The sequence below is a fragment of the Streptomyces sp. NPDC087300 genome, from assembly GCF_044744425.1.
Lineage (GTDB): Bacteria > Actinomycetota > Actinomycetes > Streptomycetales > Streptomycetaceae > Streptomyces.
This window is the reverse complement of sequence record NZ_JBIUYI010000003.1, coordinates 663,941-687,483: the sequence shown is the minus strand read 5'-3', so window position 1 is coordinate 687,483 and position 23,543 is coordinate 663,941. Positions and strand designations below refer to the sequence as shown.

At 72.2% G+C, this 23,543-nt stretch carries 22 protein-coding genes; 12 read left to right on the top strand and 10 right to left on the bottom strand.

Annotated elements, in window-relative coordinates; all coding sequences use genetic code 11:
- Positions 1–139: 139 nt before the first annotated feature.
- The 9 genes from ACIO9J_RS13840 to ACIO9J_RS13800 form a co-directional block, all read right to left on the bottom strand.
- Positions 140–1,654, bottom strand: coding sequence for an AMP-binding protein (locus ACIO9J_RS13840; RefSeq protein ID WP_401997451.1), 1,515 nt, complete (start codon positions 1,652–1,654; stop codon positions 140–142).
- Entirely contained in the window at positions 1,651–2,076 is a 426-nt protein-coding gene (locus ACIO9J_RS13835) for an acyl-CoA thioesterase (RefSeq protein WP_401997448.1), read from the bottom strand. Before ACIO9J_RS13835 ends, ACIO9J_RS13840 begins: the two co-directional genes overlap by 4 nt.
- Positions 2,073–2,411: a holo-ACP synthase gene (locus tag ACIO9J_RS13830; protein WP_401997445.1), complete on the bottom strand. Its 339-nt coding sequence runs from the start codon at positions 2,409–2,411 to the stop codon at positions 2,073–2,075. The genes ACIO9J_RS13835 and ACIO9J_RS13830 overlap by 4 nt, the downstream gene beginning before the upstream one ends.
- A complete protein-coding gene (locus ACIO9J_RS13825) occupies positions 2,401–3,375 on the bottom strand; it encodes a ferritin-like domain-containing protein (RefSeq protein WP_401997442.1) in 975 nt (324 codons plus the stop codon). The genes ACIO9J_RS13830 and ACIO9J_RS13825 overlap by 11 nt, the downstream gene beginning before the upstream one ends.
- A 19-nt stretch (positions 3,376–3,394) precedes the next feature.
- Complete coding sequence (locus tag ACIO9J_RS13820; protein WP_098245795.1) at positions 3,395–3,655, bottom strand: hypothetical protein; 261 nt, start codon at positions 3,653–3,655, stop codon at positions 3,395–3,397.
- 29 nt (positions 3,656–3,684) lie between these two features.
- A complete protein-coding gene (locus ACIO9J_RS13815) occupies positions 3,685–4,296 on the bottom strand; it encodes a TIGR03086 family metal-binding protein (RefSeq protein ID WP_401997438.1) in 612 nt (203 codons plus the stop codon).
- A 179-nt stretch (positions 4,297–4,475) separates the two neighbouring features.
- A complete protein-coding gene (locus ACIO9J_RS13810; RefSeq protein ID WP_401997435.1) occupies positions 4,476–5,816 on the bottom strand; it encodes a PLP-dependent aminotransferase family protein in 1,341 nt (446 codons plus the stop codon).
- Between the two features lie 4 nt (positions 5,817–5,820).
- The gene (locus ACIO9J_RS13805; RefSeq protein WP_401997432.1) at positions 5,821–6,771 is read right to left on the bottom strand and encodes an alpha/beta hydrolase; all 951 of its coding nucleotides are present in this window, start codon (positions 6,769–6,771) and stop codon (positions 5,821–5,823) included.
- A 45-nt stretch (positions 6,772–6,816) separates the two neighbouring features.
- A complete protein-coding gene (locus ACIO9J_RS13800; RefSeq protein WP_401997429.1) occupies positions 6,817–7,461 on the bottom strand; it encodes a TetR/AcrR family transcriptional regulator in 645 nt (214 codons plus the stop codon).
- A gap of 165 nt (positions 7,462–7,626) precedes the next feature.
- Here ACIO9J_RS13800 and ACIO9J_RS13795 point away from each other — a divergent pair, with 165 nt between their 5' ends.
- A complete protein-coding gene (locus ACIO9J_RS13795) occupies positions 7,627–8,706 on the top strand; it encodes an alpha-hydroxy acid oxidase (RefSeq protein WP_401997427.1) in 1,080 nt (359 codons plus the stop codon).
- 360 nt (positions 8,707–9,066) lie between these two features.
- Positions 9,067–10,419 carry a class I adenylate-forming enzyme family protein gene (locus ACIO9J_RS13790; protein ID WP_401997425.1) on the top strand — a complete coding sequence of 451 codons (1,353 nt, stop codon included), beginning with the start codon at positions 9,067–9,069 and terminating at the stop codon, positions 10,417–10,419.
- A gap of 5 nt (positions 10,420–10,424) precedes the next feature.
- On the opposite strand, the gene ACIO9J_RS13785 is transcribed toward ACIO9J_RS13790, so the two are convergent.
- Positions 10,425–11,093 (bottom strand): 4'-phosphopantetheinyl transferase family protein, encoded by a 669-nt coding sequence (locus tag ACIO9J_RS13785; RefSeq protein WP_401997422.1) that lies wholly within the window; start codon positions 11,091–11,093, stop codon positions 10,425–10,427.
- Positions 11,094–11,111: 18 nt separating this feature from the next.
- Here ACIO9J_RS13785 and ACIO9J_RS13780 point away from each other — a divergent pair, with 18 nt between their 5' ends.
- The 10 genes from ACIO9J_RS13780 to ACIO9J_RS13735 all read left to right on the top strand — a co-directional run bounded on the left by ACIO9J_RS13780 (position 11,112) and on the right by ACIO9J_RS13735 (position 23,504).
- Positions 11,112–11,378 carry an acyl carrier protein gene (locus tag ACIO9J_RS13780; RefSeq protein ID WP_384545353.1) on the top strand — a complete coding sequence of 89 codons (267 nt, stop codon included), beginning with the start codon at positions 11,112–11,114 and terminating at the stop codon, positions 11,376–11,378.
- A 253-nt stretch (positions 11,379–11,631) separates the two neighbouring features.
- Entirely contained in the window at positions 11,632–13,278 is a 1,647-nt protein-coding gene (locus tag ACIO9J_RS13775; RefSeq protein ID WP_401997419.1) for an AMP-binding protein, read from the top strand.
- Complete coding sequence (locus ACIO9J_RS13770) at positions 13,275–14,543, top strand: beta-ketoacyl-[acyl-carrier-protein] synthase family protein (RefSeq protein ID WP_401997416.1); 1,269 nt, start codon at positions 13,275–13,277, stop codon at positions 14,541–14,543. The genes ACIO9J_RS13775 and ACIO9J_RS13770 overlap by 4 nt, the downstream gene beginning before the upstream one ends.
- A 13-nt stretch (positions 14,544–14,556) precedes the next feature.
- Positions 14,557–15,621 carry a 4-hydroxyphenylpyruvate dioxygenase gene (hppD, locus tag ACIO9J_RS13765; protein ID WP_401997413.1) on the top strand — a complete coding sequence of 355 codons (1,065 nt, stop codon included), beginning with the start codon at positions 14,557–14,559 and terminating at the stop codon, positions 15,619–15,621.
- 119 nt (positions 15,622–15,740) lie between these two features.
- Positions 15,741–16,658 carry a phytanoyl-CoA dioxygenase family protein gene (locus tag ACIO9J_RS13760; protein ID WP_401997410.1) on the top strand — a complete coding sequence of 306 codons (918 nt, stop codon included), beginning with the start codon at positions 15,741–15,743 and terminating at the stop codon, positions 16,656–16,658.
- Positions 16,658–17,566: a prephenate dehydrogenase gene (locus ACIO9J_RS13755; RefSeq protein WP_401997407.1), complete on the top strand. Its 909-nt coding sequence runs from the start codon at positions 16,658–16,660 to the stop codon at positions 17,564–17,566. The genes ACIO9J_RS13760 and ACIO9J_RS13755 overlap by 1 nt, the downstream gene beginning before the upstream one ends.
- A gap of 78 nt (positions 17,567–17,644) precedes the next feature.
- Positions 17,645–19,681 (top strand): FAD/NAD(P)-binding protein, encoded by a 2,037-nt coding sequence (locus ACIO9J_RS13750; RefSeq protein ID WP_401997404.1) that lies wholly within the window; start codon positions 17,645–17,647, stop codon positions 19,679–19,681.
- On the top strand, positions 19,678–21,108 hold the full coding sequence (locus ACIO9J_RS13745) for an adenylosuccinate lyase family protein (protein ID WP_401997401.1): 1,431 nt from the start codon (positions 19,678–19,680) through the stop codon (positions 21,106–21,108). Before ACIO9J_RS13750 ends, ACIO9J_RS13745 begins: the two co-directional genes overlap by 4 nt.
- A complete protein-coding gene (locus ACIO9J_RS13740; RefSeq protein WP_401997398.1) occupies positions 21,105–21,950 on the top strand; it encodes an alpha/beta fold hydrolase in 846 nt (281 codons plus the stop codon). Before ACIO9J_RS13745 ends, ACIO9J_RS13740 begins: the two co-directional genes overlap by 4 nt.
- Positions 21,951–22,061: 111 nt before the next feature.
- Positions 22,062–23,504, top strand: coding sequence for a DHA2 family efflux MFS transporter permease subunit (locus tag ACIO9J_RS13735; RefSeq protein ID WP_401997396.1), 1,443 nt, complete (start codon positions 22,062–22,064; stop codon positions 23,502–23,504).
- Positions 23,505–23,543 lie beyond the last annotated feature (39 nt).

Sequence of the window (23,543 nt, the reverse complement as noted above, 5' to 3'; positions counted from 1 at the left end):
TCGGCTTCGCTCGAGCAGGGAGGTGCCCCCTCCGGCGTTGTCGTCGGTTGTCAACGCTCCGCGTTGCCGCCCTCCTCCGCCTTGCGATCGCACGCACCAGACCCCGCTCCCTGATCCGGCCTGATCCAAACGAAAGACCCTAGCCCAGGAGCCCCTGCTCCAGCCGCGCCGCCATGTGGTTGCGCGCGGGCTTGCCGCTCGCGGTGCGGGCGACGGCGCTGCGCGCCACCTCGACGACGGAGCGCGGGGCGAGTCCGAAGTCGGCCGCGACCCGGTGGGCGATCGCGGTGGTGTCGAGGTGCGCGGCCCGCTCGGGGACGACGAGGAGGGTGAAGGACTCCTCGTGCGGCAGGGCCACGCACTCGGCGACGCCGGGCAGTTCCAGCGCCACCTGCTCGACGTCGGCGGCGAACACGTTCACGCCGCTGACGCTGATGCGGTCGCTCCTGCGGCCGCTCAGATAGAGCCGCCCGGCGCGTAGACAGCCCACGTCGCCGGTGTCGAACCAGGTGGTGCGGTGGTCGGTGGTCCCGTCGTACCCGTTGAACAGCGTGGCGCCGCGCAGTTGGACGGCGCCGACCTGCGCCTCGGCGCACTCCAGGCCCGCCGCGTCGACGATCCGCAGGTCGAGGCCGGGCATGGTGGTGCCCAGGCACGCGGTGCTGACGGGCCCTTCGGTGCGAAAGCCCGTCTCGGCGTCCGTGTAGCGGTGCGAGGTGGCCATCAGCGCGGCCTCGGCGAGGCCGTAGCAGAACACGAGCGCCGTCGGGTCGAAGCCCCAGTGGCGGGTCGCGCTCACGAAGGTGTCGACGGACGGCTTGCGGATCGGTTCGGCCCCGCAGAACACCGTGCGCCAGGCGCGGAACAGGCCGGGGTCGGGGGCCTCCTGGCCCGCCGCCTCGCCGATCCGGGCCGCCAGATAGCGCAGCATGAAATCGGGGAAGGCGCTGTGCACCGCCTCGGCGTCCCGCACCAGGCGCAGGGCCGCGAGGGGCCTGCGCAGGAAGGTGCCGGGCTCCTCGACGACCAGGTCGATGCCCTGGACCAGCGAGGTCAGCACCCCGATGAGGCCCATGTCGTGGTGGAGCGGCAGCGCGATGAGCCCGGCGTGGCCCGGCTTCATGCCCGCGACGTCACGGATGGCCTCGATGTTGCCGAGGACCGCACGGTGGCTGAGCGGGATGGGCCGCGGCATGCCGGTGGAGCCGCTGGTGTACTGGATGAAGGCCAGGTCATCGGGGCCGCCGGGCGCGGGCCCTGGAGCGGCCTGAGGGCGCAGCACGAGCCGGAGTTCGGTCAGGCCGTGCCCGGAGACGCGGAAGCCGTGGCGCGCGTCCTGCTGCCGCATCACCGTGGCGAAGTACTGGGTGAGGATCGCCCCGGGGACGTGCGGCTTGACGGAGACCGGGACGGCGCCCAGGTGGATCAGGCCGAGCAGGGCGAGCACGCCCTCCTTGGAGCTGCCGATACGCAGCATCACGCGGTCCCCGCGGCGTACGCCCTGCTCCGCGAAGCCGCCCGCCGCCGCGGCGATCTGCGCGGCGAACTCGGGGTAGGCCAGGCTCTCGCGCCGGGCGGAGGTGCCGAAGGTGACGGTCGCCTCCGTGCGGTCGGCCTGCCCCGCGAGGGCCTCCTGGAGAGTGGTCGCGATCATCGGTCCTCCTTCGGCAGGTCGAGCAGTGCGTGCAGGTCGGCCCGCCGGATGCGCTTGGTGTCGCGGTCCACGAGCCCGAGCCTGACCCGGCCCCTGGCCACCACGGTGGTGTCGGTGCGCTCGACGTCCTGGGCGAGGGTGAAGCTGTACGCCGAGCGCTCCACCAGCGAGGTGCGGACCACCAGACGGCCGACCGGGTCCCAGTCGACCGCCTTGAGGTAGTCCAGCTTGAGCTGGAGGACCACGGCGACCGGCGTCCCTTCGCTCAGGTCGCCGCCGTGGGCCCGGCCCCACTCCCAGCGGCCCGTCTCCAACAGCTGGACGTACACGCTGTTGTTGAGGTGCCCGGCCCAGTCGAAGTCGTTGGGGCGCAGGGCGACTTCGCAGGCGTGTTCCAGGCGCGGCGGTGCGGTGGTGGTCATGGCGTGTCCCTTCCGTCACTCGGCGGCCGGGCCAGGAGCACCACCACCGCGCCCGCCAGATCGCCGGTGTGGCTGATCGACAGCTCGACGTCGATCCGGTTCCGCTCGCGCCAGGCGGCGAGCTCCCCGTGCAGGCGCAGCCGGGGCTGGCCCGCGGGTCCGTGCACCACCTCGACCTCGGGGAAGGTGTGCGCGGGCCCGCCGCCCATCGAGCTGAGCGCCTTCACGAACGCCTCCTTGGCCGCGAAGAGGCCGGCCAGGGAGGCGTCCGGGGCGGGGCGGGCGCGGCAGTGCGCGCGCTCGCCCCCGGTGAACAGGGCGCCGCTAGCGAGCAAGTGCCGCTTCTCGCGCAGCTCCGTCACGGACTGCAGATCGAATCCGGTCGACATCGTTCGTCCGCAGGCTGGCGAAGTAGGCACGCTTGAGGTCCTCGTACGACTGGGTGTGGATGCCGGTCACCTCGCGGACCAGGGCGAACACGCTGGTCAGCTTCTTCATGTGGACCGAGCCCTCGTGCAGCGCGTCGTCGCCGAGGCCGAACTCCTCCTCGGCGGTGCGGGTCCGCTCCCACCAGTTGACGAAGCCCTCGCGCTCGGTCTGCGCCTCGCGGGCCGAGCCGAACGTCTCGCCGCCGTCGGGCCGCACCCAGGTGTACGCCATCGAGAGGACGTCCTTGATGGGGTAGACCCCGGACTCGACGAGGGCCTTGGCGAAGGAGGCGAAGTACTGCCGGTGCTGCACCTCGTCCTTCATGATCGTGTGGAAGACGTCGCGGACCAGGCCGTCCTCGGTGGTGCGGGACTGCCAGCCGTACGACACGCAGGCCTCGATCTCGACGCACGCCTGGAGGATGCAGACCCGGGCGTAGTTGTCGGTGGGGAAGGCGCCCCGGTGCTCGATCACCTCGTCCTCGTCGATCGGTTCGACCCCGGCCATCTCCATCAGGCGGCCGAAGGCGACCTCGTGGTGGGCCTCCTCCTCCAGCCAGTACCGCGCCGACCAGGCCGCGGCGATGTGCAGCACGTTGGCGCCGAGCGGGTTGGACTCGCGTATCTCGTTGGCGAGTTTGACGCCGTCCACGGCGAGCCTGATGCCCGCGGGCTGGGTGGTGAGTTCGGCGCGCGAGGCGTGCCACAGCGCGGCCTTGTCGCCCTCCGCGGGCCGGTTGAGCCTGCGGCCGTCGAAGAGTTTGTCGGTGCCCCAGCGGCGCTGCTCGTGGTAGCTCTGCTGGACGCGCAGCACATCGCTGACGGTGGCTCCCGCGCGGAGCTCCTTGACGATGTCGGTCATGATCAGCATGGGTCGGGACGCCTTCCGGTCAGGATGAGGTGGTGGCGAGCTGCTTGCCGAGCGCCGACACGACGTCCTCGGCGGTGTGGTCGAGGGTCATCGTCGGCAGCTCCACGTCGTCGTCGACACCGACGTCGGCGAGGGCGCCCGCGAAGGCGTCGAGCAGGTCGATGGAGTTGATGGCGTCGGGCGACGCGACCAGGACGGCGGAGAGCGGCCGCCCGTCGAAGACCTCCTCCTGCGGCAGCCCGAGCCTGCGTGCGACATGGGTCCTGAGTTCGGCGAGCATGGCTGTCTCCCTGTGGGTCGTTCGGTGGGTCAGTGCTGCGGTGCGGCGGCCGGCGCGGTCCAGCCGGGCGTGCGCCCGAGGGCTGCGAGGACGAGGTCGAGGGTGCCCGCTTGCCTGGCCGGGGTCAGGGCGGGCACGAACGCCGCCCCGGGGCCGAGCCTGCGGTCGTCGTCGGGGACCCGCAGGGCGAAGACGAGCGCGGCCTCGGCGACGGATTCGTCGGTACCCGGGTCGGTGCCGAGGGTCTTGGCGACGTCCCAGCCGTGCACGACGTAGTCGAGGAAGTGGAACCCGATCGCGACCGAGGCCGGGAACGTGGTCGTCGTGCTGATCTCCGGCAGGGCGAACTCGCGGGTGAGCACGCCGGGCAGGGCGAAGGCGTCGAGGACTTCGGTGGCGGCGGCGCGGTAGGTCCGCACCGGGTCGTCGCCGAGGTCGGCGGGCCGCCACTCGGAGAGGTCGGTGCCCCCTCCCGCGGCGGCGGCCGCGAAGCCGTGGTGCTGGCCCGCCATGTGCGCGACCAGTTCGCGGAGGTCCCAGCCCGCGCACGGGGTGGGGGCCGCCCAGTCGGCGGGCGTCGCCCGTTCCAGGATGCGAACGCTTTCCAGCACTGCCGTCCGGTCGAGCTTCAGGATGTCCATGCGGATCCTTTCGGCGAGTGGTCGTCCCACACGGCGATATGAGCCGCGGTCGCTCACGTGGGGAGCGCGGACGGAAAAACAATAGCACGACCGTACGTTTAGTTATTGGCGAATGAAAGGGCCGAGGGGTCCCGCCCGCGCGGCCGGACCCCTCGGCCTGGTGCTCCGTGCCCGTGCCGCTACCCGGCGGCCTCCGCGGCCTGCTCGGTGATGAACGCGGCCAGCCTGCCGATGCCGTCGGTGATCTCCGCCAGGCTCAGGGAGCTGCAGGAGAGCCGCAGTTGATGGTCGCCGCCGCCGTCCAGATAGAAGTCGCTCATCGGCGTCCAGAGCACGCCGTAGCCGCGCGCGGAGCGCTCAAGGGCCTTGGTGTCGGCCACGAACGGGACGCGTACGACGAGGAAGAAGCCGCCGTCGGGGCGGTTCCACTCGACGCCCAACTCCTGCCTGCGCTCGGCGGGGAAGTGCCTCTCTAGCTCCGCGAGGATGGCGTTGAGGTTGCGGCGGTAGTACGTGATCCCCGCCGCGTTGGCCTCGCGGAGGCGGCAGCCCGACTCGACGAGGATGCCGCCGATGACGGCCTGGCTGATGGCCGAGGTGTTCACCGTCGTCATGCTCTTGATCTTGGAGAGCTGGTCGGCGAGCAGCGTCCGCTCGCCCGTCGGGCCCACCACCTCCTGGTCGGCCACCACATAGCCGACGCGCGCGCCGGGCAGCGCGGTCTTGGAGAACGACCCCAGGTGCAGCACGCGGCGCTCGCGGTCCAGGGCCTTGAGGGTCGGCCGTGCGGACCCCTCGCGCACGAAGAACCCGTACGGATCGTCCTCCAGGATCAGCAGGTCCTCCTGGGCGGCGATCTCCAGGAGCCGCTCGCGGGCGGCGACGGTCATGCTCGCGCCCGACGGGTTGGCGAAGTCGGGGACCACGTACAGGGCGCGCGGCCTGCGCCCCTGCGCCCTGGTCTCGCGCACGGCGGCGAGGATCGCGTCGGGGTCGGGGCCCGCGGTGCCCTCGGCGACCGGGCGCACCGCGATGTCGAGCAGCCGGGCCGCGCCGGTGACGCCGACGTAGCAGGGCGAGCTGACCAGCAGGGTGTCCTCGGGCCGCGCGAACAGGGCGCGCAGGGAGAGCAGCATCGCCTCCTGGCAGCCGGTCGTCACGACCACCGACTCCGGGCTCACCTCGATGCCCTCGTCGTTGGCGAGGGTGCGGGCGATGAGGTCGTGGATGACGCCGTTGGTGCGGCCGTACTGGAAGAGCAGCGTGCGCACCTGGTCGCGCGACCAGCCGCGCTCCTGCTCCAGGTGGTCGGAGTAGGAGCGCAGGTGGCGCGCGAGGTCCTCGGGCTCGAAGGCGCCCTCGACGGGCCTGCCCGGCGCGAAGGAGATCGCGTCGGGGAAGCGGGCGACGACCTCGTTGAGGAAGTTCATCGCGTCGAGCACCGGATCGGTCAGCGCGCCGTGCAGCTCGTCGAGGCCGAGCGCCCCGGGGACGGGGGTCGCGGGGGTGGTGTCTGCCATGGGATCAGCTTTCCGTGGTGGCGCCGGCGAAGGCGGTGCGCAGATAGGTGGCGGCCTGCTCGACGGCGCGGCGGCCCGCGTCCAGGGTCCCCGACATGGCGAAGAAGCCGTGCGCCACGCCCGGGTAGCGGGTCGCTTCGACGCGTACGCCGCTCTCCCGCAGCCGCGCGGCGTACTGCTCGCCCTCGTCGCGCAGCGGGTCGTACTCGGCGGTGATCACCAGGGCCTGGGGCAGTCCGGAGTGGTCGGGCGCCCGCAGCGGGGAGACCAGCGGGTCGGTGCCGTCCTCGGGCGAGGCCAGGTAGTTGTCCCAGTACCACTGCACGGACTTGTCGTTGAAGAGCAGCGGATCGGTGTTCTCGCGGCGCGACGCGGTGTCGGCGAGGTAGTCCGTGTTGGGGTAGACGAGCAGCTGGGCCAGGAGGTCGGGGCCGCCCGCGTCGCGCGCCATGAGCGAGACCACCGCGGCGAGGTTGCCGCCCGCGCTGTCGCCGCCGACGGCCACCCGCGCGGGGTCGCCGCCGAACCGGCCCGCGTGCTCGACCGCCCAGCGCACGCCCGCGAGGCAGTCCCGCGGCGCGGCGGGGAACTTGTGCTCGGGCGCGAGCCGGTAGCCCACGGCGACGGTGAGGCATCCGGCGGCGTTGGCCAGGCCACGGCAGATCGCGTCGCTGGTCTCCAGGGAGCCGAGCGTCCAGCCGCCGCCGAAGAAGTAGACGAGGACCGGCAGCGGGCCCTCGCCCGCGGGCCGGTAGACGCGCACGGGAAGCGGTCCCGCGGGCCCTGGTATCGACTCGTCGGTCACCTCCGCCACCGGCTCGGGGGTCCCCGAGTCGGCCTGGATGGCGGCGAGATCGGCTGCCCGCGCCTCCTCCAGGGTCATCGTGTACAGGGGACGGACCCCCTGCTCCACGCGCTGGTCGTACAGCGCCTGGAGTTGTGGATCGAATGCCATGGTGCCTCCGGACCAGGGCCGCGGTCCGGCGGACCGCGGTGGGTTTCAGGGTGTGTCGGGCAGCAGGGACGATTCCGTCGCGACGTCGCGGAGACGGTTCAGGATGCCCTCGGCCGCTCTGGCGTAGCAGGTGAAGTTGTCGTGCAGTACGGATTCGGAGTTGGCCATCTCCAGCAGGGCGACCAGCTCGAAGGCGAGTTGGGGGATGTCGGTGTCGTCACGCACCTCGCCCGCCCTCCTCGCCTCGTCGATCGTCTGTTCAAGATATTTGAACCAGCTGCCGTGGGCACCGGCGACCGTGTCGTGCACCTTGCCCTCGCGTGCGTCGTACTCGGCCGAGACGGAGTAGAAGAAGCAGCCGCCGGGGAAGACCCGCTGCTCGGAGTAGGTGAGCCAGCTGGCGCACAGGCTCCACAACCGGTCCACTCCGGCGGGCAGTTCGCGGTTGGGCTGCACGACGTACTCGATGTAGATCTTGATGGCGGCGCGGACGGTGGCCAGTTGCAGCTCTTCCTTCGAGCCGAACAGCGCGAAGACTCCGCTCTTGCTGAGCTTGAGTTCACCTGCCAGACGCCCCAGTGACAGCCCTTCGAGGCCTTCCACCGATGCGATCTCCACGGCGCGCCGCAGGATCAACTGCCGGGTCTGGTTTCCGCGTGCGATCCGCCCGTCGGTGCGGGTCGTGGTCACGCACCACCTCCTCAATCTCCCTGCTCGGGGGGTCGGTGTCCCAGCGGCCGGGATGCACACCCTACTAAGTGGACGACCGTGCGGACATTGTGCAAGAGTACAGTTACTGTACGGCCGTGCGTTTAGTTTGGTGCACGGGTTGAGTGAGTACGGGGGAGACGAAGAGTGACGGCGCTGACGTTGCGCGAGTACCGGGCCGAGGCCGAGGGGCGGCTTCCCGGCCCCGTGTGGGACTTCCTCGAAGGGGGCAGCGGCACCGAGTCGATGCTCACCGAGGGGCGTGCCGCGCTCGACCGGATCCGGCTCCGCCCCCGCGCCCTGGTCGACGTCTCCGCGTGCGACCCGGGCGTGACCCTGCTGGGTGCGCGGCTCGCCGCACCGCTGGGCATCGCGCCCATGGCGTACCACCGACTGGCGCACCCCGAGGGTGAGGTGGCGACCGCGCGAGCGGCCGGCGCGGCGGGCACGCTGCTCACGGTCAGCATGTTCGCGAGCCGCACCCTGGAGGACATCGCCGCGGCGGCGAGCGGCCCCCTGTGGCTCCAGCTGTACTGGCTCAGGCGGCGCGAGCTGCTCGTCGAGCTGGTGCGGCGGGCCGAGGACGCCGGCTATCAGGCGCTGGTCCTGACCGTCGACGCGCCGCGCGTGGCCCACCGGCCGCGCGACGCGCGCAACGGTTTCGCCGTGCCCGCGGGTATCCGCGCGGTGAATGTCGACCCGGCCGTCATGTCGGCGTCCCACGGGGGAGCGGCGGGCGAGTCCGCCATTGCGCGGCATTCGAAGGAGCAATTTGACCCGTCCATTACCTGGAAGGATCTTGCCTGGCTCCGCGAGCGCACTTCTCTGCCGCTCGTATTGAAGGGCGTCCTCGCGCCCGAGGATGCCGAGCTCGCCGTCAAATACGGCGTGGACGGACTTGTCGTCTCGAATCACGGGGGCCGTCAGCTCGATTTCGCGGTCCCGGCGGCCGACGCCCTTCCGGAGATCGTCGAGGCGGTGGGCGGACGTTGTCGGCTCATCCTCGACGGGTCGATCCGGCACGGTGCCGATATCGCGAAGGCGCTCTGTCTGGGCGCCGACGCGGTATTCGTGGGGCGGCCCGCGCTATGGGGACTCGCGCACTCCGGAAGTGCCGGGGTGGGCGGCGTGCTGCGGGTGCTGCTGGATGAGTTCGAAGAAGTGATGGCGCTCATGGGAGCGGCGCGAGTGGGGGACTTCGGGAATTCAGGAATTGTTCATTATTGAACTTGGCATTTGAACGATTCAGCCGATTCCCATTCACCGGATTCATCGGGGTGGATGGGGGTTTTGGCGTGCCCGAAAACGGAAATGTGAGCCGTTTCGGCGGCCCTACTTGCAAGTAGTAATTTAACAGAAATCGACTCTTGATTACTCGATGGTAGTAAGTAACGATGGAGACGTCGCCGAGGGAATAACGGTGGATCTGACACCGAGGGGTTACGGCGACTACCTGCCCGACATGTCTCCGGACAGTGTTGTCATCACGGCATTCGGGTTGTTCGTTGGGGTTTTTAGATGGGTGGGATTGCAGTGGGGGAAACGGCACCCAAAAGGTGCACCGAAGGCGCCTGGGTCGATGACATATTGCTCCAGGGCGACGGAAAGGACATCGCACTTCACCTGGGTGAACCCGTACACCGCGCGGAGCTCCGCGAGCTCGTCGCCGCCGAACAGGCCCGCTTCGAAGCGGCCGGACTGGTCGCGGGAGGCGTGGTCGCCGTCCGGCTGCCGCCCTCGCTCGGCTGTATCGTCGCGATGCTCGCCGGCTGGCGGGCCGGCGCCCAAGTGGCGCTGCTCGACTACCGGCTGACCACCCACGAAGTGGGCAAGGCCGTCGCACGGCTGACCCCGCAGCTCGTGGTGGAGCCGGTCACCGACGTCAGCGGAACGCTCCGCGGCTTCTTCGACGTACGCACCCGCGTCACCCCCCTGCGCACCGGCCGCCCGGCCGCGTCCAAGCACGTCCTCCTCCAGCTCAGCTCCGGTTCGACGGGCCCCTCCAAGGTCATCGGCAGGACCGTGGGCAGCCTCCTCGCCGAGATCGACCGGTACGGCAGGCTCGACGGCTTCCCCCACCGGGGCGAACGCACCGTCGTGCTCGCCTCGATCGTCCACGTGCTCGGCCTGGTCGGCGGCCTCCTCTACGGCCTTGCCAGCGGGACCCAGGTGGTCCTGCCCGCGCGCCAGACGGTCGACGGCATCCTCAAGGCCGTCGCCGCGGGCGACGAACCGACCACCGTCCTCGGAGTCCCCTCGCAGGCGGCGGTGCTCGCCGCCGCGCAGAACCCGCCCCCGCTGCCCCAGCTGCGCCGCATGATCACCGGCGGCGAGCTCGTCAGGGCCGACGTGTGGGAGCGCTTCACCAACGGCTACGGCGCCGAACTCGGTGTCATGTACGGCATGACCGAGGCCGGCGTCATCGCCGCCGACCTCACCGGCGCCACCCGCCCCGGTCTGACCCCCGCGCCCGGCATGCGGGTCCGGGTCGAGGACGGCCAGATCCTGCTCGGCCTGCCCGAGACCCCCTACGTCGGACCCTCCGACCCCGCCCGCTTCGTGGACGGCTGGCTGCGCACCAAGGACGCGGGCAGCTTCGACGACGCCACCGGACTCCTCACGGTGCTCGGCAGGCTCGACTCACAGGTGTCCGTCGGCGGACTCAAGGTGGACCTCTCCGAAGTCGAGGCGTCCATCAGCGCCCTGCCCGGCATCACCGGGGCCGTGGTCGTCCAGGGCACCGGCATCGAAGCCTTCGTGATGGTCGAGGAGCGTGCCGTCTTCGACGGCCTCGCCGACTGTCTCGCCGCCCGCCTCGCCCCCTACAAGCGGCCGCGCACCCTGCACGTGCTGCCCGAACTGCCCCGCACCGCGACCGGCAAGCCCGTGCGCAACGCCGACGTCCTGCGCGCCGCGGCGCGTTCGGCCGCCGGTGTCTGACCGGCTCAGCCGAACTCGCTCGCGGACACCCTGCGCACGTCGAGACGCACGTCGTCGGCGCACGGGGCACTCCCGGTGCCCCCGTGCAGCGCGACACCGATGACGTGCCGCCCGCCGTCCACCACGACAGCCGCGGACACCACACCCGGATCACCGGGCAGCCGCCGCGGCACCACAGGAGCGCCACCCGGCGGCGGCCACTGCCCCGGCAGCGGCACCCGGCGGCTCATGCCGCCCTGCCGCAGGCCCTGGCCGAGCGCCTTGCCGACCGACTCCTTCTGCGTCCACAGCCACAAGAACGCCACTGACTGATCGTCCTCGGGCAGTGCCGTGACCCATGCCGCCTCGGTGGGGTCCAGCCATGCCCGGGACATCGCCGCGGCGCGCAGTCGCCGCACCACTTCCACATCCACCCCCACGGGCGCGAGACCGGTCACCGCGACGGCCAGCGCCCCGCGAGCGTGCGTGACGCTGACGTGCAGCGACTTGCCCGCCCCCGCGAGGACCGGGCGGCCGCTCGCCTCGTGCTCCAACCAGATCTCGGACGGCGCGACACCGGCAAGACCGGCCGCGGCCCGCACCGCCAAGGTGTGCGCCCCGCGCCGCTCGTCGCCGTCCGTGGTGCACCACAGCACCGTCACCGTGTCCGGGGAACCGCCCGGATGCCTGTCCATGAAGAGGGAGTCAATCAAATGTCCGCTGAGGTTGAGAAGTTCATCATCGAGGCCCTCCAGAACATGAACTACGACGTTTCCGACGTAACCGGCGAGACCCCGCTCGGCCCGGCGGGCCTGGACCTGGAGTCCCTCTCCGTCGCGGAGATAGCCATCCAGGTCGAGGACACCTACGGCGTGAAGTTCGAGGAGGACGAGATGGAGACCGTCGCGCTCCTGACCGTCTCCGGCCTGGTCAAGGAGATCGTCGAGCGCGCGTCCGCCGCCGCCGCGACGGCCGGGTGAACCCAGGAACCGTCCTGGCCCGCCGGGCGAACCCTCCCCGCCCCGGTGCCCACGGCAGCGGGCGGGAGGGAATGTCCCGCGGCCGGTGAGCGAGGCGGTCCGAGCGCGCGCACCCCGCCCACGGCGCCTGCCCTCGCCCACGGTGCCCGCGCGCACCCCCTCGCTCGTACGCACCCCCTCGCTCGCGCGCACCCCTCGCTCACCGAGCGTCCTTACGCCACGAGCACGACCCAGAGAGTGGAGACACCGGGGAATGAATCCCAAGAACGAGCGCGCAGAGCTCGCCGGCGACCAAGGTCTCGGCGTCGGCAACGTGCTGACCACGCTGCTCGAGCGGGGCACCGGCCTCGACGCGCCGAGCATCACCTTCGACACCGAGGTCGACGGGCACCCCGCCTGGCAGGCCCACACCCTCGCCGGGCTGGGGGAGCGGGTCGCGGCGCGGGCCGCGGCACTGCACGCCCGCGGCGTCCGGCCCCGTGACGTGGTCGCCGTCTATGTGACCGCGGGCGCCGACCAGGTGCTCAGCTACCTCTCCCTGACGCGGGTCGGCGCGATCCCCGCCCTGGTCAACGGACGGGTCCCGGCCGAGCAGGCCGGCGAGTACATCAAGCGGCTGCGGGCCGTCGGCGTCATCGCCGACACCGCGCACTGGGACTCCCTCAAGGACCGGGACATCGAGACGCCGCTCCTGGCGGACCCCGCGGACCTCGGCAAGGGCGATCCGGCGGCCGCCCCCAAGCCCTACCGCCACCACGGCAGCGAGCCCGCGGTCATCACCCACTCCTCGGGCACCACGGGACTGCCCAAGGCCGTCACCCACTCGCACCACAGCCTCTTCGCGGCCATCCGCCACCGGCTCTCGCTGCCCAAGGGCCAGGGCGTCGACCGGATGCTGGGCGCACTGCCCTCGGCGCACGCGGCCACCGTCATCGCGGTCAACCTCGCGCTGACCAACCGTACGCAGCTCGCCGTGCTCTCCCAGCAGGCCGGCGGCCCGGTGCTCGACGCCATCGAGTCCTGGCAGCCGCACAGCGTCCTCGGCTTCGCCACCACCTGGTCGGAGCTCGCGGGAGAGGACTTCACCCACCGCGACCTGGACTCCGTGCGCACCTGGTGGAACACCGGGGACTGCGCGCACGAGGCGCACATCCGCAAGCTCATCGCCGTCGGCATGCGCGAGTCCGTCACCTCCAAGGGCCGGGTCCGTACGCGGGGTTCGTTCTTCGTCGACGGCCTCGGCTCGTCGGAGATGGGGCACTCCCAGTTCCACATCACCCACACGCCCGAGACCACCCGCTACGGCCGCTGCATCGGCAAGCCGCACGCGTTCTCCGACGTGGCCGTCGTCGACGACGAGGGCGAGCGGCTCGGCACCGGACAGGTGGGACAGCTCGCGGTCAACGCGCCCACGCTGTCGCTCGGTTACTGGAACGACTCGGTGACCACCTACCGCACCCGCAGGGACGGCTACTTCCTCACCGGGGACCTCGTCTTCCGTGACGAGGACGGCTACTACTACCACGTCGACCGGATGGTGGACTCCGTCGAACTCGCCGACGGCAAGCGGCTCTTCACGATGCTGTGCGAGGAGCAGGTGCTCGCGGACTGCGCCGACGTGCGCGAGTGCACCGTCGTCGCCGTACGGCAGGACGAGCGGGTCGTCACCTCCGTGCTGCTCTTCCTCGACCCCGAGGCCGACCAGGAGGCCGACCGCACCGCGGAGGTGCTCGCCGCCCTCGAACCCCATGTGGCCGCCACCGTCGACCGCGTGGTCGTCGTCAGCCCGGACCGCATCCCGCTCGGCGCGACCGGCAAGGTCCGCAAGATCCTGCTGCGCCAGCGCTTCCTGGACGGCGAACTCCTCTCCGCCCGGGGCACCGCGGGGGTGGCGGCATGACACGGCCCACCGCCGCTTCCGGCGCCGTCGTCACGGGTCTCGGCGCCTTCACCCCGCTCGGCCGCGGCGCGGCGGAGAACTTCGACGCGCTGTGCCACGGCAAGTCGGGCCTGCGCAGGCCGCCCGAGGGCCACCTCCTGGCCGGCAGCGTCGACGTCGCGGGCATCGCCCCCGCGATCGAGGCACGCGAGGTGCTGCCGCCCAGCGAGGGCCGCCTCGTCGACCGCTACGCCCTGATGGCGCTGGCCGCCGCGGACGACGCGCTCGCCGACGCGGGCCTGGTCGTCGGCCGCGACGTCGACCCGCACCGGGTCGCCGTGATCGTCTCCAGCGGCGCCGGCGGCCTCTCCACGTACGAGGAGCAGGCCCAGGCCAGGGCCCAGCGCGGCCCGACCGCGGTCAGCCCCTATCTGCTGCCGGGCATGCTGCCGAACATGGCGGCCGCCCGCATCGCCATCAAGCACGGGATACGCGGCTGGAGTTCGGCGATCGCCACCGCCTGCGCCGCCGGTGCGCACGCCGTCGCCGAGGCCGCCAGGCTGATCCGCTACGGCGAGGCCGACGTGGTGGTCTGCGGCGGCGCCGAGGCTCCGCTCAACCCGACGTCCGCCCTCGCGTTCGCCCACGCCAGGGCCCTCGCGCAGGGCTGGGGCGACGACCCGGAGGCGGCCAGCCGCCCCTTCGACCGGCGCCGCAACGGCTTCGTGCTCGCCGAGGGCGCGGGCGTGCTCGTCGTCGAGCGCGTCGGCCACGCGGACGCCAGGGGCGCCGCGGGCTACGCCGACCTGCTCGGCTGGGGCGCCACCACCGACGCCCACCGGCCCACCGCGCCGCGCCCCGACGGCGACGGAGCCGCGCACAGCATGCGCGGCGCGCTCGCCACGGCCGGGCTCACGCCCGAGGACATCGGCTACATCAACGCGCACGGCACCGCCACCAAGCTCGGCGACGTCGCGGAGACCAAGGCCGTCCGTGCCGTGTTCGGCGCGAACGCCCCCGCGATCAGCAGCACGAAGTCGATGACGGGACACCTGCTGGGCGGATCCGGCGCGGTCGAGGCGGCGTTCAGCGCCCTGGCCATCTCCCGGGGCGTCCTGCCGCCGACCCACAACCTCGACGAGGTGGACCCCAACTGCGACCTCGACCACGTGCGGGGCGAGGCACGGCAGCAGCGCGTGGAGGCCGCGATCTCCAACTCGTTCGCCTTCGGCGGCCACAACGTCAGTCTGCTGCTCGGCACGGCCAGCAGCCGCAAGAAGCGCTAGAGGAAAGGGAATCGTGAACATCGGAGCTGTCGACCACATCGAGTTCTACGTCGGGGACGCCCAGCAGTCGGCGTTCTTCCTGTGCACCGCGTTCGGCTTCCGGGTGTGCGGCCAGGCGGGCCCCGAGACGGGCCAGGCCGACCGGCGCTCGCTGCTGCTGCGCCAGGGCGGCATCGAGGTCGTGCTCACCTCCGCGCTGACCCCCGAGCACCCGGCGGCCGCGTACGTCGCCCAGCACGGTGACGGCGTGGCCAACATCGCCTTCGAGGTCGACGACGCCGCCCAGGCGTTCGCGCTGGCGGTGGAGCGCGGTGCCACCGCCGTCGAGGAGCCGCGCACGCACGCCAAGGAGGGCACCGAGGTGGTCACCGCCGCCGTGCTCGGCTTCGGCGACGTCGCCCACCGCTTCGTACAGCGCACCGGCGACCGGGCCGAGTTCCTGCCCGGCGTGATGGACATCTTCGCCGAGGACCCGGACGAGGGCGCGCACCTGCTCAACTCCGTCGACCACGCGGCGATCTGCCTGCCCGCCGGCCAACTGCGCCCCACCGTCGCCTTCTACGAGAAGGTCTTCGGGTTCAGCCAGATCTTCGAGGAGTTCATCGAGGTCGGCGAGCAGGCCATGGACTCCAAGGTGGTGCAGAGCCCGTCCGGCAAGGTGACCTTCACGCTCATCGAGCCGGTCACCGACCGCAAGCCGGGGCAGATCGACGGCTTCCTCGCCCGGCACGGCGGCGCGGGCGTGCAGCACCTGGCGCTCCTCGCCGACGACATCGTCGCCGCGGTGCCCGCCCTGGAGGCGCGCGGCGTGCGGTTCCTGGAGACCCCCGACGCGTACTACGACGAGCTGGAGGAGCGTCTGGGCCGTCCCGAGCTGAAGATCGAGGACCTGCGGCGCACCAACGTCCTGGTCGACCAGGACCACTGGGGCCAAGTCTTCCAGATCTTCACCCAGTCCCTGCACGTCAGGAAGACCTTCTTCTGGGAGGTCATCGACCGGCACGGCGCCCGCACGTTCGGCAGCGGCAACATCAAGGCCCTCTACGAGGCCGTCGCCCGCGAGAAGGCCACCGCCTGACCGGACGGAGCCGTCCGCGCTCCCCGCTCCCGCACCACTGCGGCGCAGCACCCTCACCACCCTCAGTACGACCTGCGCCGCAGCATCCGCATCGCAGCACTCGCACCGAAGGAAGACCCGTGACCGTTCACGATGCCACGCTGTTCGAACTGACGGAGGAGGAGCGCGAACTCCTCCCCACCGACGAGGACGTCCTCTTCTACGCCCAGCACGGCTGGTACCTGTCCAAGAAGCTCTTCACGGACGAGGAGATCGACCTCCTGGAGTCGGCGAGCGAGAACTTCTACGCCGGGCACCGCGACCGCACCCTGCCGGTCCGCCCGCCCAAGCTCGCCTACTGGGAGCCGGAGCACGGCCCGGTCCAGCGGCACAACGACTACATCCACTACGAGGACGACACGATCGGCCGCATCCTGCGCAAGCCGCTGCTCGGCGCGGTGGCCGCCAGGATCGCCGAGGCCGAGCAGATACGGGTGTTCCAGTCCACCCTGATCTTCAAGCCGCCGGTGGCCGAGGAGCAGTCGAACATCGTGCCCTGGCACTTCGACCGGCACTACTGGGCCACGTCCACCTCCGAGCGGATGCTGACGGCGTTCATCCCCTTCCACGACTGCGGCGAGGAGATGGGCACCATCACCATGGTGGACGGCAGCCACCAGTGGAAGGAGATCGCGGAGAACGACACGACCTCGCTGCACTTCGCCGAGCGCGACCGCAGCGAACTCGACGTGATGCTGGAGGAGAACGCGAGCTACAACGGCGTCGAGGTCGTCAAGATCCCCGTCCACATCCCCAAGGGCCACGTCAACTTCCACCACTGCCGCACCTACCACGGCAGCGGCGCGAACGTCAGCGACCGCCCGCGCCGCGCCATCTCCTTCCACCTCCAGGACGGCGAGAACCGCTACCGCGACTTCCGCCGCTCGGACGGCACCGCGGTCGCCTACAACCACGACGTGCTGGTGCGCAGGACCGCCGCGGGCACGCCCGACTACAGCGACCCCGAGTTCCTGCCGCTGCTGTGGAGCAGCCGCTGATGCGCAGTGCCGCGGTGGTCGGAACCGGACTGATCGGTACCTCCATCGCCCTGGCCCTGCGGGGCCGGGGCGTGCCCGTCCACCTCATCGACCGCGACCCCGAGGTGGCGCGGACCGCCGCGGAACTCGGGGCCGGCGAGGTCGGTTTCCCGCGCACGCCGGTGGACATCGCCGTCCTCGCCGTACCGCCGCAGCACGTCGCCGCGACGCTGCACGAGTACCAACTGCGGGAACTGGCGGTCGACTTCACCGATGTGGCCAGCGTCAAGGTGCGGCCGCAGGAGGAGGCGGCGGAGCTCGGCTGCGATCTGACCCGCTATCTGGGCGGCCATCCGATGGCGGGCCGGGAGCAGTCGGGGCCGCTCGCGGCGCAGGGCGACCTGTTCCGCGGCAGGCCGTGGGTGCTCACCCCGGCGCCGCAGACCGGTGCGGCGACCGAGCGGCGGGTGCGGGAACTGGCCGCGCTCTGCGGGGCGAGGCCGCTGGTGATGGCGCACGCCGCGCACGACAGGGCGGTGGCCCTCACCTCGCACGCCCCGCACGTGGTGGCGAGCCTGGTGGCCGCCCGGCTGCTCGACGGCGACGACTCGCAACTCCAGCTCGCCGGGCAGGGGTTGCGGGACGTGACGCGGATCGCCGGGGGCGACGCGGAGCTGTGGACCGACATCCTCGGCTCCAACGCCACGGCGGTCGCGGAGGTACTCGCCGAGGTCGCCACCGAGCTCGGCACGCTCGTGGACGCGCTGCGGGTCATGGGCGCGGCCTCGCCCGCCGTACCGCCCGAGCGGTACGGAACCAGCAGGGCGCACCTCACCACGGCCCTGGTGCGCGGGGTGCGGGGGCGCGGCAGGATCCCGGGGCTCGCCCCGGCCGCACCGCGCCTGACCGGTGCGGCGGCCGCCACCTGAGGCACCGGTGACCGGGGTGCCGACGCCGGGCCGTGGGACACGGCCACAACGACTTTCGATTCAGTGGAGAGACTGACTATGACCAGCCGACGGCTCGACGTCTGCCTCATCGGTGCCGGGCCCCGCGGGCTCTCGGTCCTTGAACGGCTGTGTGCGAACGCCGTGTCGGCCCCGGCGGAGACGGTGATCACCGTGCACGTGGTCGACCCGTTCCCGCCCGGCGCCGGGCAGGTGTGGCGTAGCGACCAGTCCGCACACCTGCTGATGAACACGGTGGCCTCCCAGGTCACCATGTTCACCGACGAAAGCGTGGAGGTCCGTGGTGAGCTCGCGCCGGGGCCCAGCCTCTATGAGTGGGCGCGCTTCCTCGTCCTGATCGGCCCGATGGACGACCGGCACTACGCGGATCACGTGCTGGCCGAGGCCCGCGCGCTCGGACCCGACTCCTACCCCTCGCGGGCCTTCTACGGCCACTACCTGGAGTGGGTCTTCCAGCGGGTCGTGAAGACGGCGCCGAACCGGCTGACCACCGTCGTCCACCGGGCCCGTGCGGTGGCCCTGGACGACGAGCCCGGCCCGGCGGACGGGCCCGGCGGCGCGGACCGGGGCGGCCTGCTCGACGGCCGCACGCAGAGCGTCCTGCTCGACGACGGCACCCTGATCGAGGGGCTGGACGCCGTCGTCCTGGCCCAGGGCCACCTGCCGGTGCGCCGCTCGGCGCGCCAGCGCGAACTCGGCGGCTTCGCGCGGACGCACGGCCTCGGTTACGTGGTGCCCGCCAACCCCGCCGACGTGGACCTCTCGCCCGTGGCGGCGGGCGAGACGGTCGCGCTGCTCGGGCTGGGCCTGAACTTCTTCGACTACATGGCGCTCCTGACGCTCGGCAGAGGCGGCAGGTTCGAGCGGCGTGCCGAGGACGCCGGTGGCGGGCTCGTCTACCGGGCGTCGGGCCGCGAGCCGCGGCTGGTCGCCGGGTCCCGGCGTGGCCTGCCCTTCCACTCGCGCGGCGAGAACCAGAAGGGCGCGCACGGCCGGCACGAGCCCGCCGTGCTGACCCCCGACGTGATCAAGGACCTGTGCGAGCGGTCCGGGCGCCACGGCGGCATCGACTTCCGCGCCACGCTGTGGCCGCTGGTCTCCAAGGAGGTCGAGACGGTCTACTACACCGCGCTGCTCACCGGCCGGGGCCGCCCGGTCGACGCCGAACTGCTGCGTACCCGCTATCTGGCGGCGGAGCCGGGCGGCGCGCGGGAGCAGGAGATCCTGGACGCGTACGGCATCGAGGCGGCGGACCGCTGGGACTGGGACAAGATCGCCCGTCCCTGTGCCGGACGGGAGTTCGGCGAGCCCGCGGAGTTCACCGACTGGCTCGTCGGCCATCTGCGCGAGGACCTCAGGGCGGCCCGCGCGGGGAACGTGGCGGGGCCGCTGAAGTCGGCGCTCGACGTCCTGCGCGATCTGCGCAACGAACTGCGGCTGATCATCGACCACGGCGGCCTGACGGGCCGTTCGCACCGCGCGGACCTGGACGCCTGGTACACGCCGCTGAACGCCTTCCTCTCCATCGGGCCGCCCGCCCGGCGCATCGAGGAGGCCATCGCGCTGATCGAGGCCGGGGTGCTGCGCGTGCTCGGCCCCGACGTGCGGGCGGCGCAGGACGAGGACGCGCGGGCGTTCACCGTCGAGTCCGCCGCGGTGCCCGGCTCGCGGACCTGGGCGAGCACCCTGATCGAGGCCAGGCTCCCGGAGATCGACCTGCGGGTGACCGCCGATCCGCTGCTGCTGCGGCTGCTCCAGGAACGCCAGTGCCGTTCGTACGAGGTGACCGACCCCGACGGCTCCGTGTACGAGACGGGCGGACTCGCCGTCACCGACGCGCCGTTCCACCTGATCGACGCGGCGGGCCGGGCCCATCCGCGGCGCTTCGCCTTCGGGGTGCCCACCGAGTCCGTGCACTGGGCGACCGCGGCGGGCATCCGGCCCGGCGTGAACTCCGTGACGCTCCAGGACTCCGACGCCATCGCCCTCGCCGTACTCGGCCTCGGCCGGGGCGCGGGCCAGGAACGGGACGAGGACCAGCAGGACAGCGAGATGTGGGGAGAGCTGACAAGGTGACGAGCTCCGTGCACCCGATCGACACCGGACTGCTCAGCCCGGTCCGCGCGGGAACCCCGGCCGAGGCCGCGACGTCCGACGGCGCCTGGCTCCAGGCCATGCTCGACGCCGAGGCGGCCCTCGTCCGCGCCCAGGCGGCGCTGGGCAACGTGCCCGCGCGGGCCGCCGGGACCATCACCGAGCTGGCCCGCGCCGACCTTCTGGACCTGCGGGAACTCGCCGTGCTCAGCAGGGGCGCGGCCAACCCGGTGGTCGCCCTGGTGCAGGCGTTCACCCGCCTGGTGGCCGACAAGGACCCGGCGGCGGCCGACCACGTGCACCGGGGTTCCACCAGCCAGGACATCTTCGACACGGCGCTGATGCTGGTCGCCGACCGCACCCTCGCCGTCCTGCTGGCGGACCTGGAGCACATCGCGGGCTCGCTGCACGCGCTGGCCGAGGAGCACACGGACGCGCTGATGGCGGGCCGCACGCTCGCGCTGCACGCGGTGCCGACGACGTTCGGCCTCAAGGCGGCGGGCTGGCTGACCGCGGTGGCCGAGGCCGCGGACCGGCTGCGGGTGCTGCGGGACGGCGGCCTCGTCGTCCAACTGGGCGGCGCGGCGGGCACGTTGGCCGGCTACGTCGAGTACGAGAAGCTGCACAGGGGCGGCCCGTTCGTGGAGGGTTACGCGCGGCGGCTGACCGACCGGTTCGCCGCGGAGACGGGCCTGAGCGCCCCGACGCTGCCCTGGCACAGCAACCGCCTGCCGATCGCGGCGATCGCGGCCGAACTCGCCCTGGTCGTCGGGGTGCTCGGGAAGATCGCGGTGGACGTGCAGTCGCTGGCCCGTACCGAGGTCGCCGAGGTCGCCGAGCCGGCCGCGGCGGGCCGGGGCGTCTCGTCGGCGATGCCGCAGAAGCGCAACCCCGCGCTCGCCACCCTGATCCGCTCGGCGGCCCTCCAAGTCCCGGCGTACGCGAGCGTGCTGACGCAGGCGATGCTGTCGGAGGACGAGCGCTCGGCCGGTGCCTGGCACGCCGAGTGGCAGCCGCTGCGGGAGTGTCTGCGCCTCGCGGGAGGCGCCGCGCACACCGCGCGCGAGCTGGTGGCCGGCCTGGAGGTGCGTCCGGCGCGGATGCGCGAGAACCTCGGACTGACCGGCGGTCTGATCGTCTCCGAGCGCCTCGCGGCGGTGCTCGCGCCCGCGCTCGGCAAGGCCGTGGCCAAGGAGGTCATGAGCCGGGCCGCCCGCGAGTCCGCCGCCTCCGGCCGCTCCCTGGTGACGGTGCTCGCCGGGGAGCCCGAGGTCGCCGAACGCTTCGACGCCCGCGCCCTGGAGGAGCTGCTCGACCCGGCCGGATACACGGGCGCGGCAACGGAGTTGACGCACGAGGCACTGCGTCGCCACCCCTCCGCATCCGTGCGGACGGAGGGGGACGCATGAGCCGCGCGGAGCTGGTCGTCGGAGGTGTCCTGAACGCGGTGGCGCGGCCCGCGCCGGGGCTCGCGGGGCGGCTGGCCTTCGGGCTCTTCCGCACCCCGGTGCGGCGCGGGAAGGTACTGCCCGCCGAGCGCGCCGCCCATGAGCGCGCCGTGACCGAGGAACTCACCGTCAACGGCAAGCAGGTGCGGGTCTACCGCTGGGGCACCGGCGAGCGTCCCGTCCTGATGCTGCACGGCTGGCAGTCGAGGGCCTCGCGGTACGCCGCGTTCGTGCCGCGCCTCGAAGCGCTCGGCCTCACCCCTATCTCCTTCGACGCCCCCGGACACGGGAGTTCGGGGGGCCGCTCCACGACGATCCTGGAGTACCGGGAGATCATCGGCCGACTCCAGCGGACGTACGGGGCGTTCCACTCGGCCGTCGCGCACTCCCTCGGCGCCACCAGCATGCTCCTGGCGCTGCGCGGCGAGGTGCGGGCCGGTCGGCTCGTCACCGTCGCCGCGGTGAAGGACTTCGGGCACTTCCCCGACGAGTTCGCCCGGATCCTGGGGCTCCGGCGTGCGCTGCGCGAGGACCTGCGCGACCGCATCGAGCACCGCCTGTTCGCCGAAGTCACCGACCCCTGGAGGCTGTTCGACGCCACCCGCGCGACGGAGGAGATCGACGTGCCGATGCGGATCATCCACGACACGGACGACGAGATGGTGCCGGTGGCGCAGGCGCACGCGCTGAAGGCGGCCTACGGGGAGCGCGCCGAGCTGGTGATCACCGAGGGGCTCGGGCACCGGAAGGTGCTCGGCGCACCGCAAATCGTCGAATCCGCCCTGGAGTTCATCGCGCGTTAGAGCGGCCGTCAGCCGTCCGTGCCGGTCCTCCCTTTTAAAAGAACGACCGGTCGTTTAGTTTTATCGGGCATCCGATGCCGGCTGCGGATCCGACCACGAAGGGAACCACCCATGACCACCAGTTCACCTCCCTCGCCCGGGGCGGGGCAGAGGGACGTCGCAGGTGTTGGCGACGGGCAGGCGCAGCAGGCCACGACCGGCTCGTCGGCGGCCGCGAAGCTCGCGCTGTTCGTCGCGTCCGGTGCCACCTTCCTCGCCGTGCTCGACACCACGGTCGTCAACATCGCCTTCTCCGACCTGCGCGGCGACTTCACCGACGCCTCGCTGTCCCAGCTGACCTGGGTCGTCACGGCGTACACCGTAGTGTTCGCCGCGCTGCTCGCGGTCGCGGGCCGCGTCGCCGACGTCATCGGGCGCAAGAAGCTGTTCCTCTGGTCGACGGTCCTGTTCACCGTCGCCTCGGTGCTCAGCGGGTTCGCCACCGGCGTGCCGATGCTGGTGGGCGCCCGTGCGCTGCAAGGCGTCGGCGCGGCCGGGATGATCCCCTCCGCGCTCGGTCTCGTCCTCCAGCACACCCCGCCGGCCCGCCGCCAGGTCGCCGTCGGCGTGTGGGGCGCGGTCGGCTCCATGGCCGCGGCCGTCGGGCCGAGCCTCGGCGGACTCCTGGTCGACGTGTGGGGCTGGCGCAGCGTCTTCCTGATCAACCTCCCGATCGGCCTCGTCATCGTGGCCATCTCCGCCCGCCTGACCGGCGACACGCCGAGCGGCCGCAAGCTGCCCGACCCGGTCGGCACCCTCGCCCTGGCCCTCGGCATCGGCGGCGTCGTCTTCGGCGTGACCCAGGGCACCGACTGGGGCTGGGGCAGCGGCTCGGTCCTCGGGCTGATCGTCGGCGGCCTCGCGCTCGCCGTCGTGGCGCTGCTGCTCTCCGGGCGGCAGAGCGCGCCCGCCATCGAGCTGGACCTGTGGCGCAACCGCACCTTCGCCGCGACCAACGTCTCCTCGCTGCTCTTCGGCGCGGCCATGTACTCCTACCTGCTCAGCTCCCTGCTGTTCCTCAACGCCATCTGGGGCTACTCCGAGCTGAAGGCGGGCCTCGCGGTCACGCCGGGTGCCTTCAGCGCCGCGCTCGGCGCGATCGTGGTGGGCCGCAGGGTCGGGCCGCGCTCGCAGTGGGCCGCGGTGGCCGGCGGGTCGCTGCTCTTCGGCGCCTCGTGCGCCGCGATGTACCTGTTCCTCGACACCGACCGGCAGTACGCGGCAGTCTGGCTGCCCATCGGCATCCTGGGCGGCCTCGGCATCGGTGCCGCGCTGACCGCCATCTCCAACGCCGCCACCGCCGCACTGGAGCCGCAGCGCTTCGCGTCCGGCACCGGCCTGCTGATGACGACACGTCAGATCGGCGGCGCGCTGGGCATCGCGGCGCTCGCCGCGATCCTCGAACGCCACAACGTCCTGGACGACACGGGGTACTTGCAGGTGTTCCTCGCCTGCGCCATCGGCTCCGTCGCGGCCGCCGCGGCGGCGCCCTGGATCCGCGCCCGAACGCAGTAGCACCGCAGGTGGGGGGTGACCGGTCCGCCCGGACCGGTC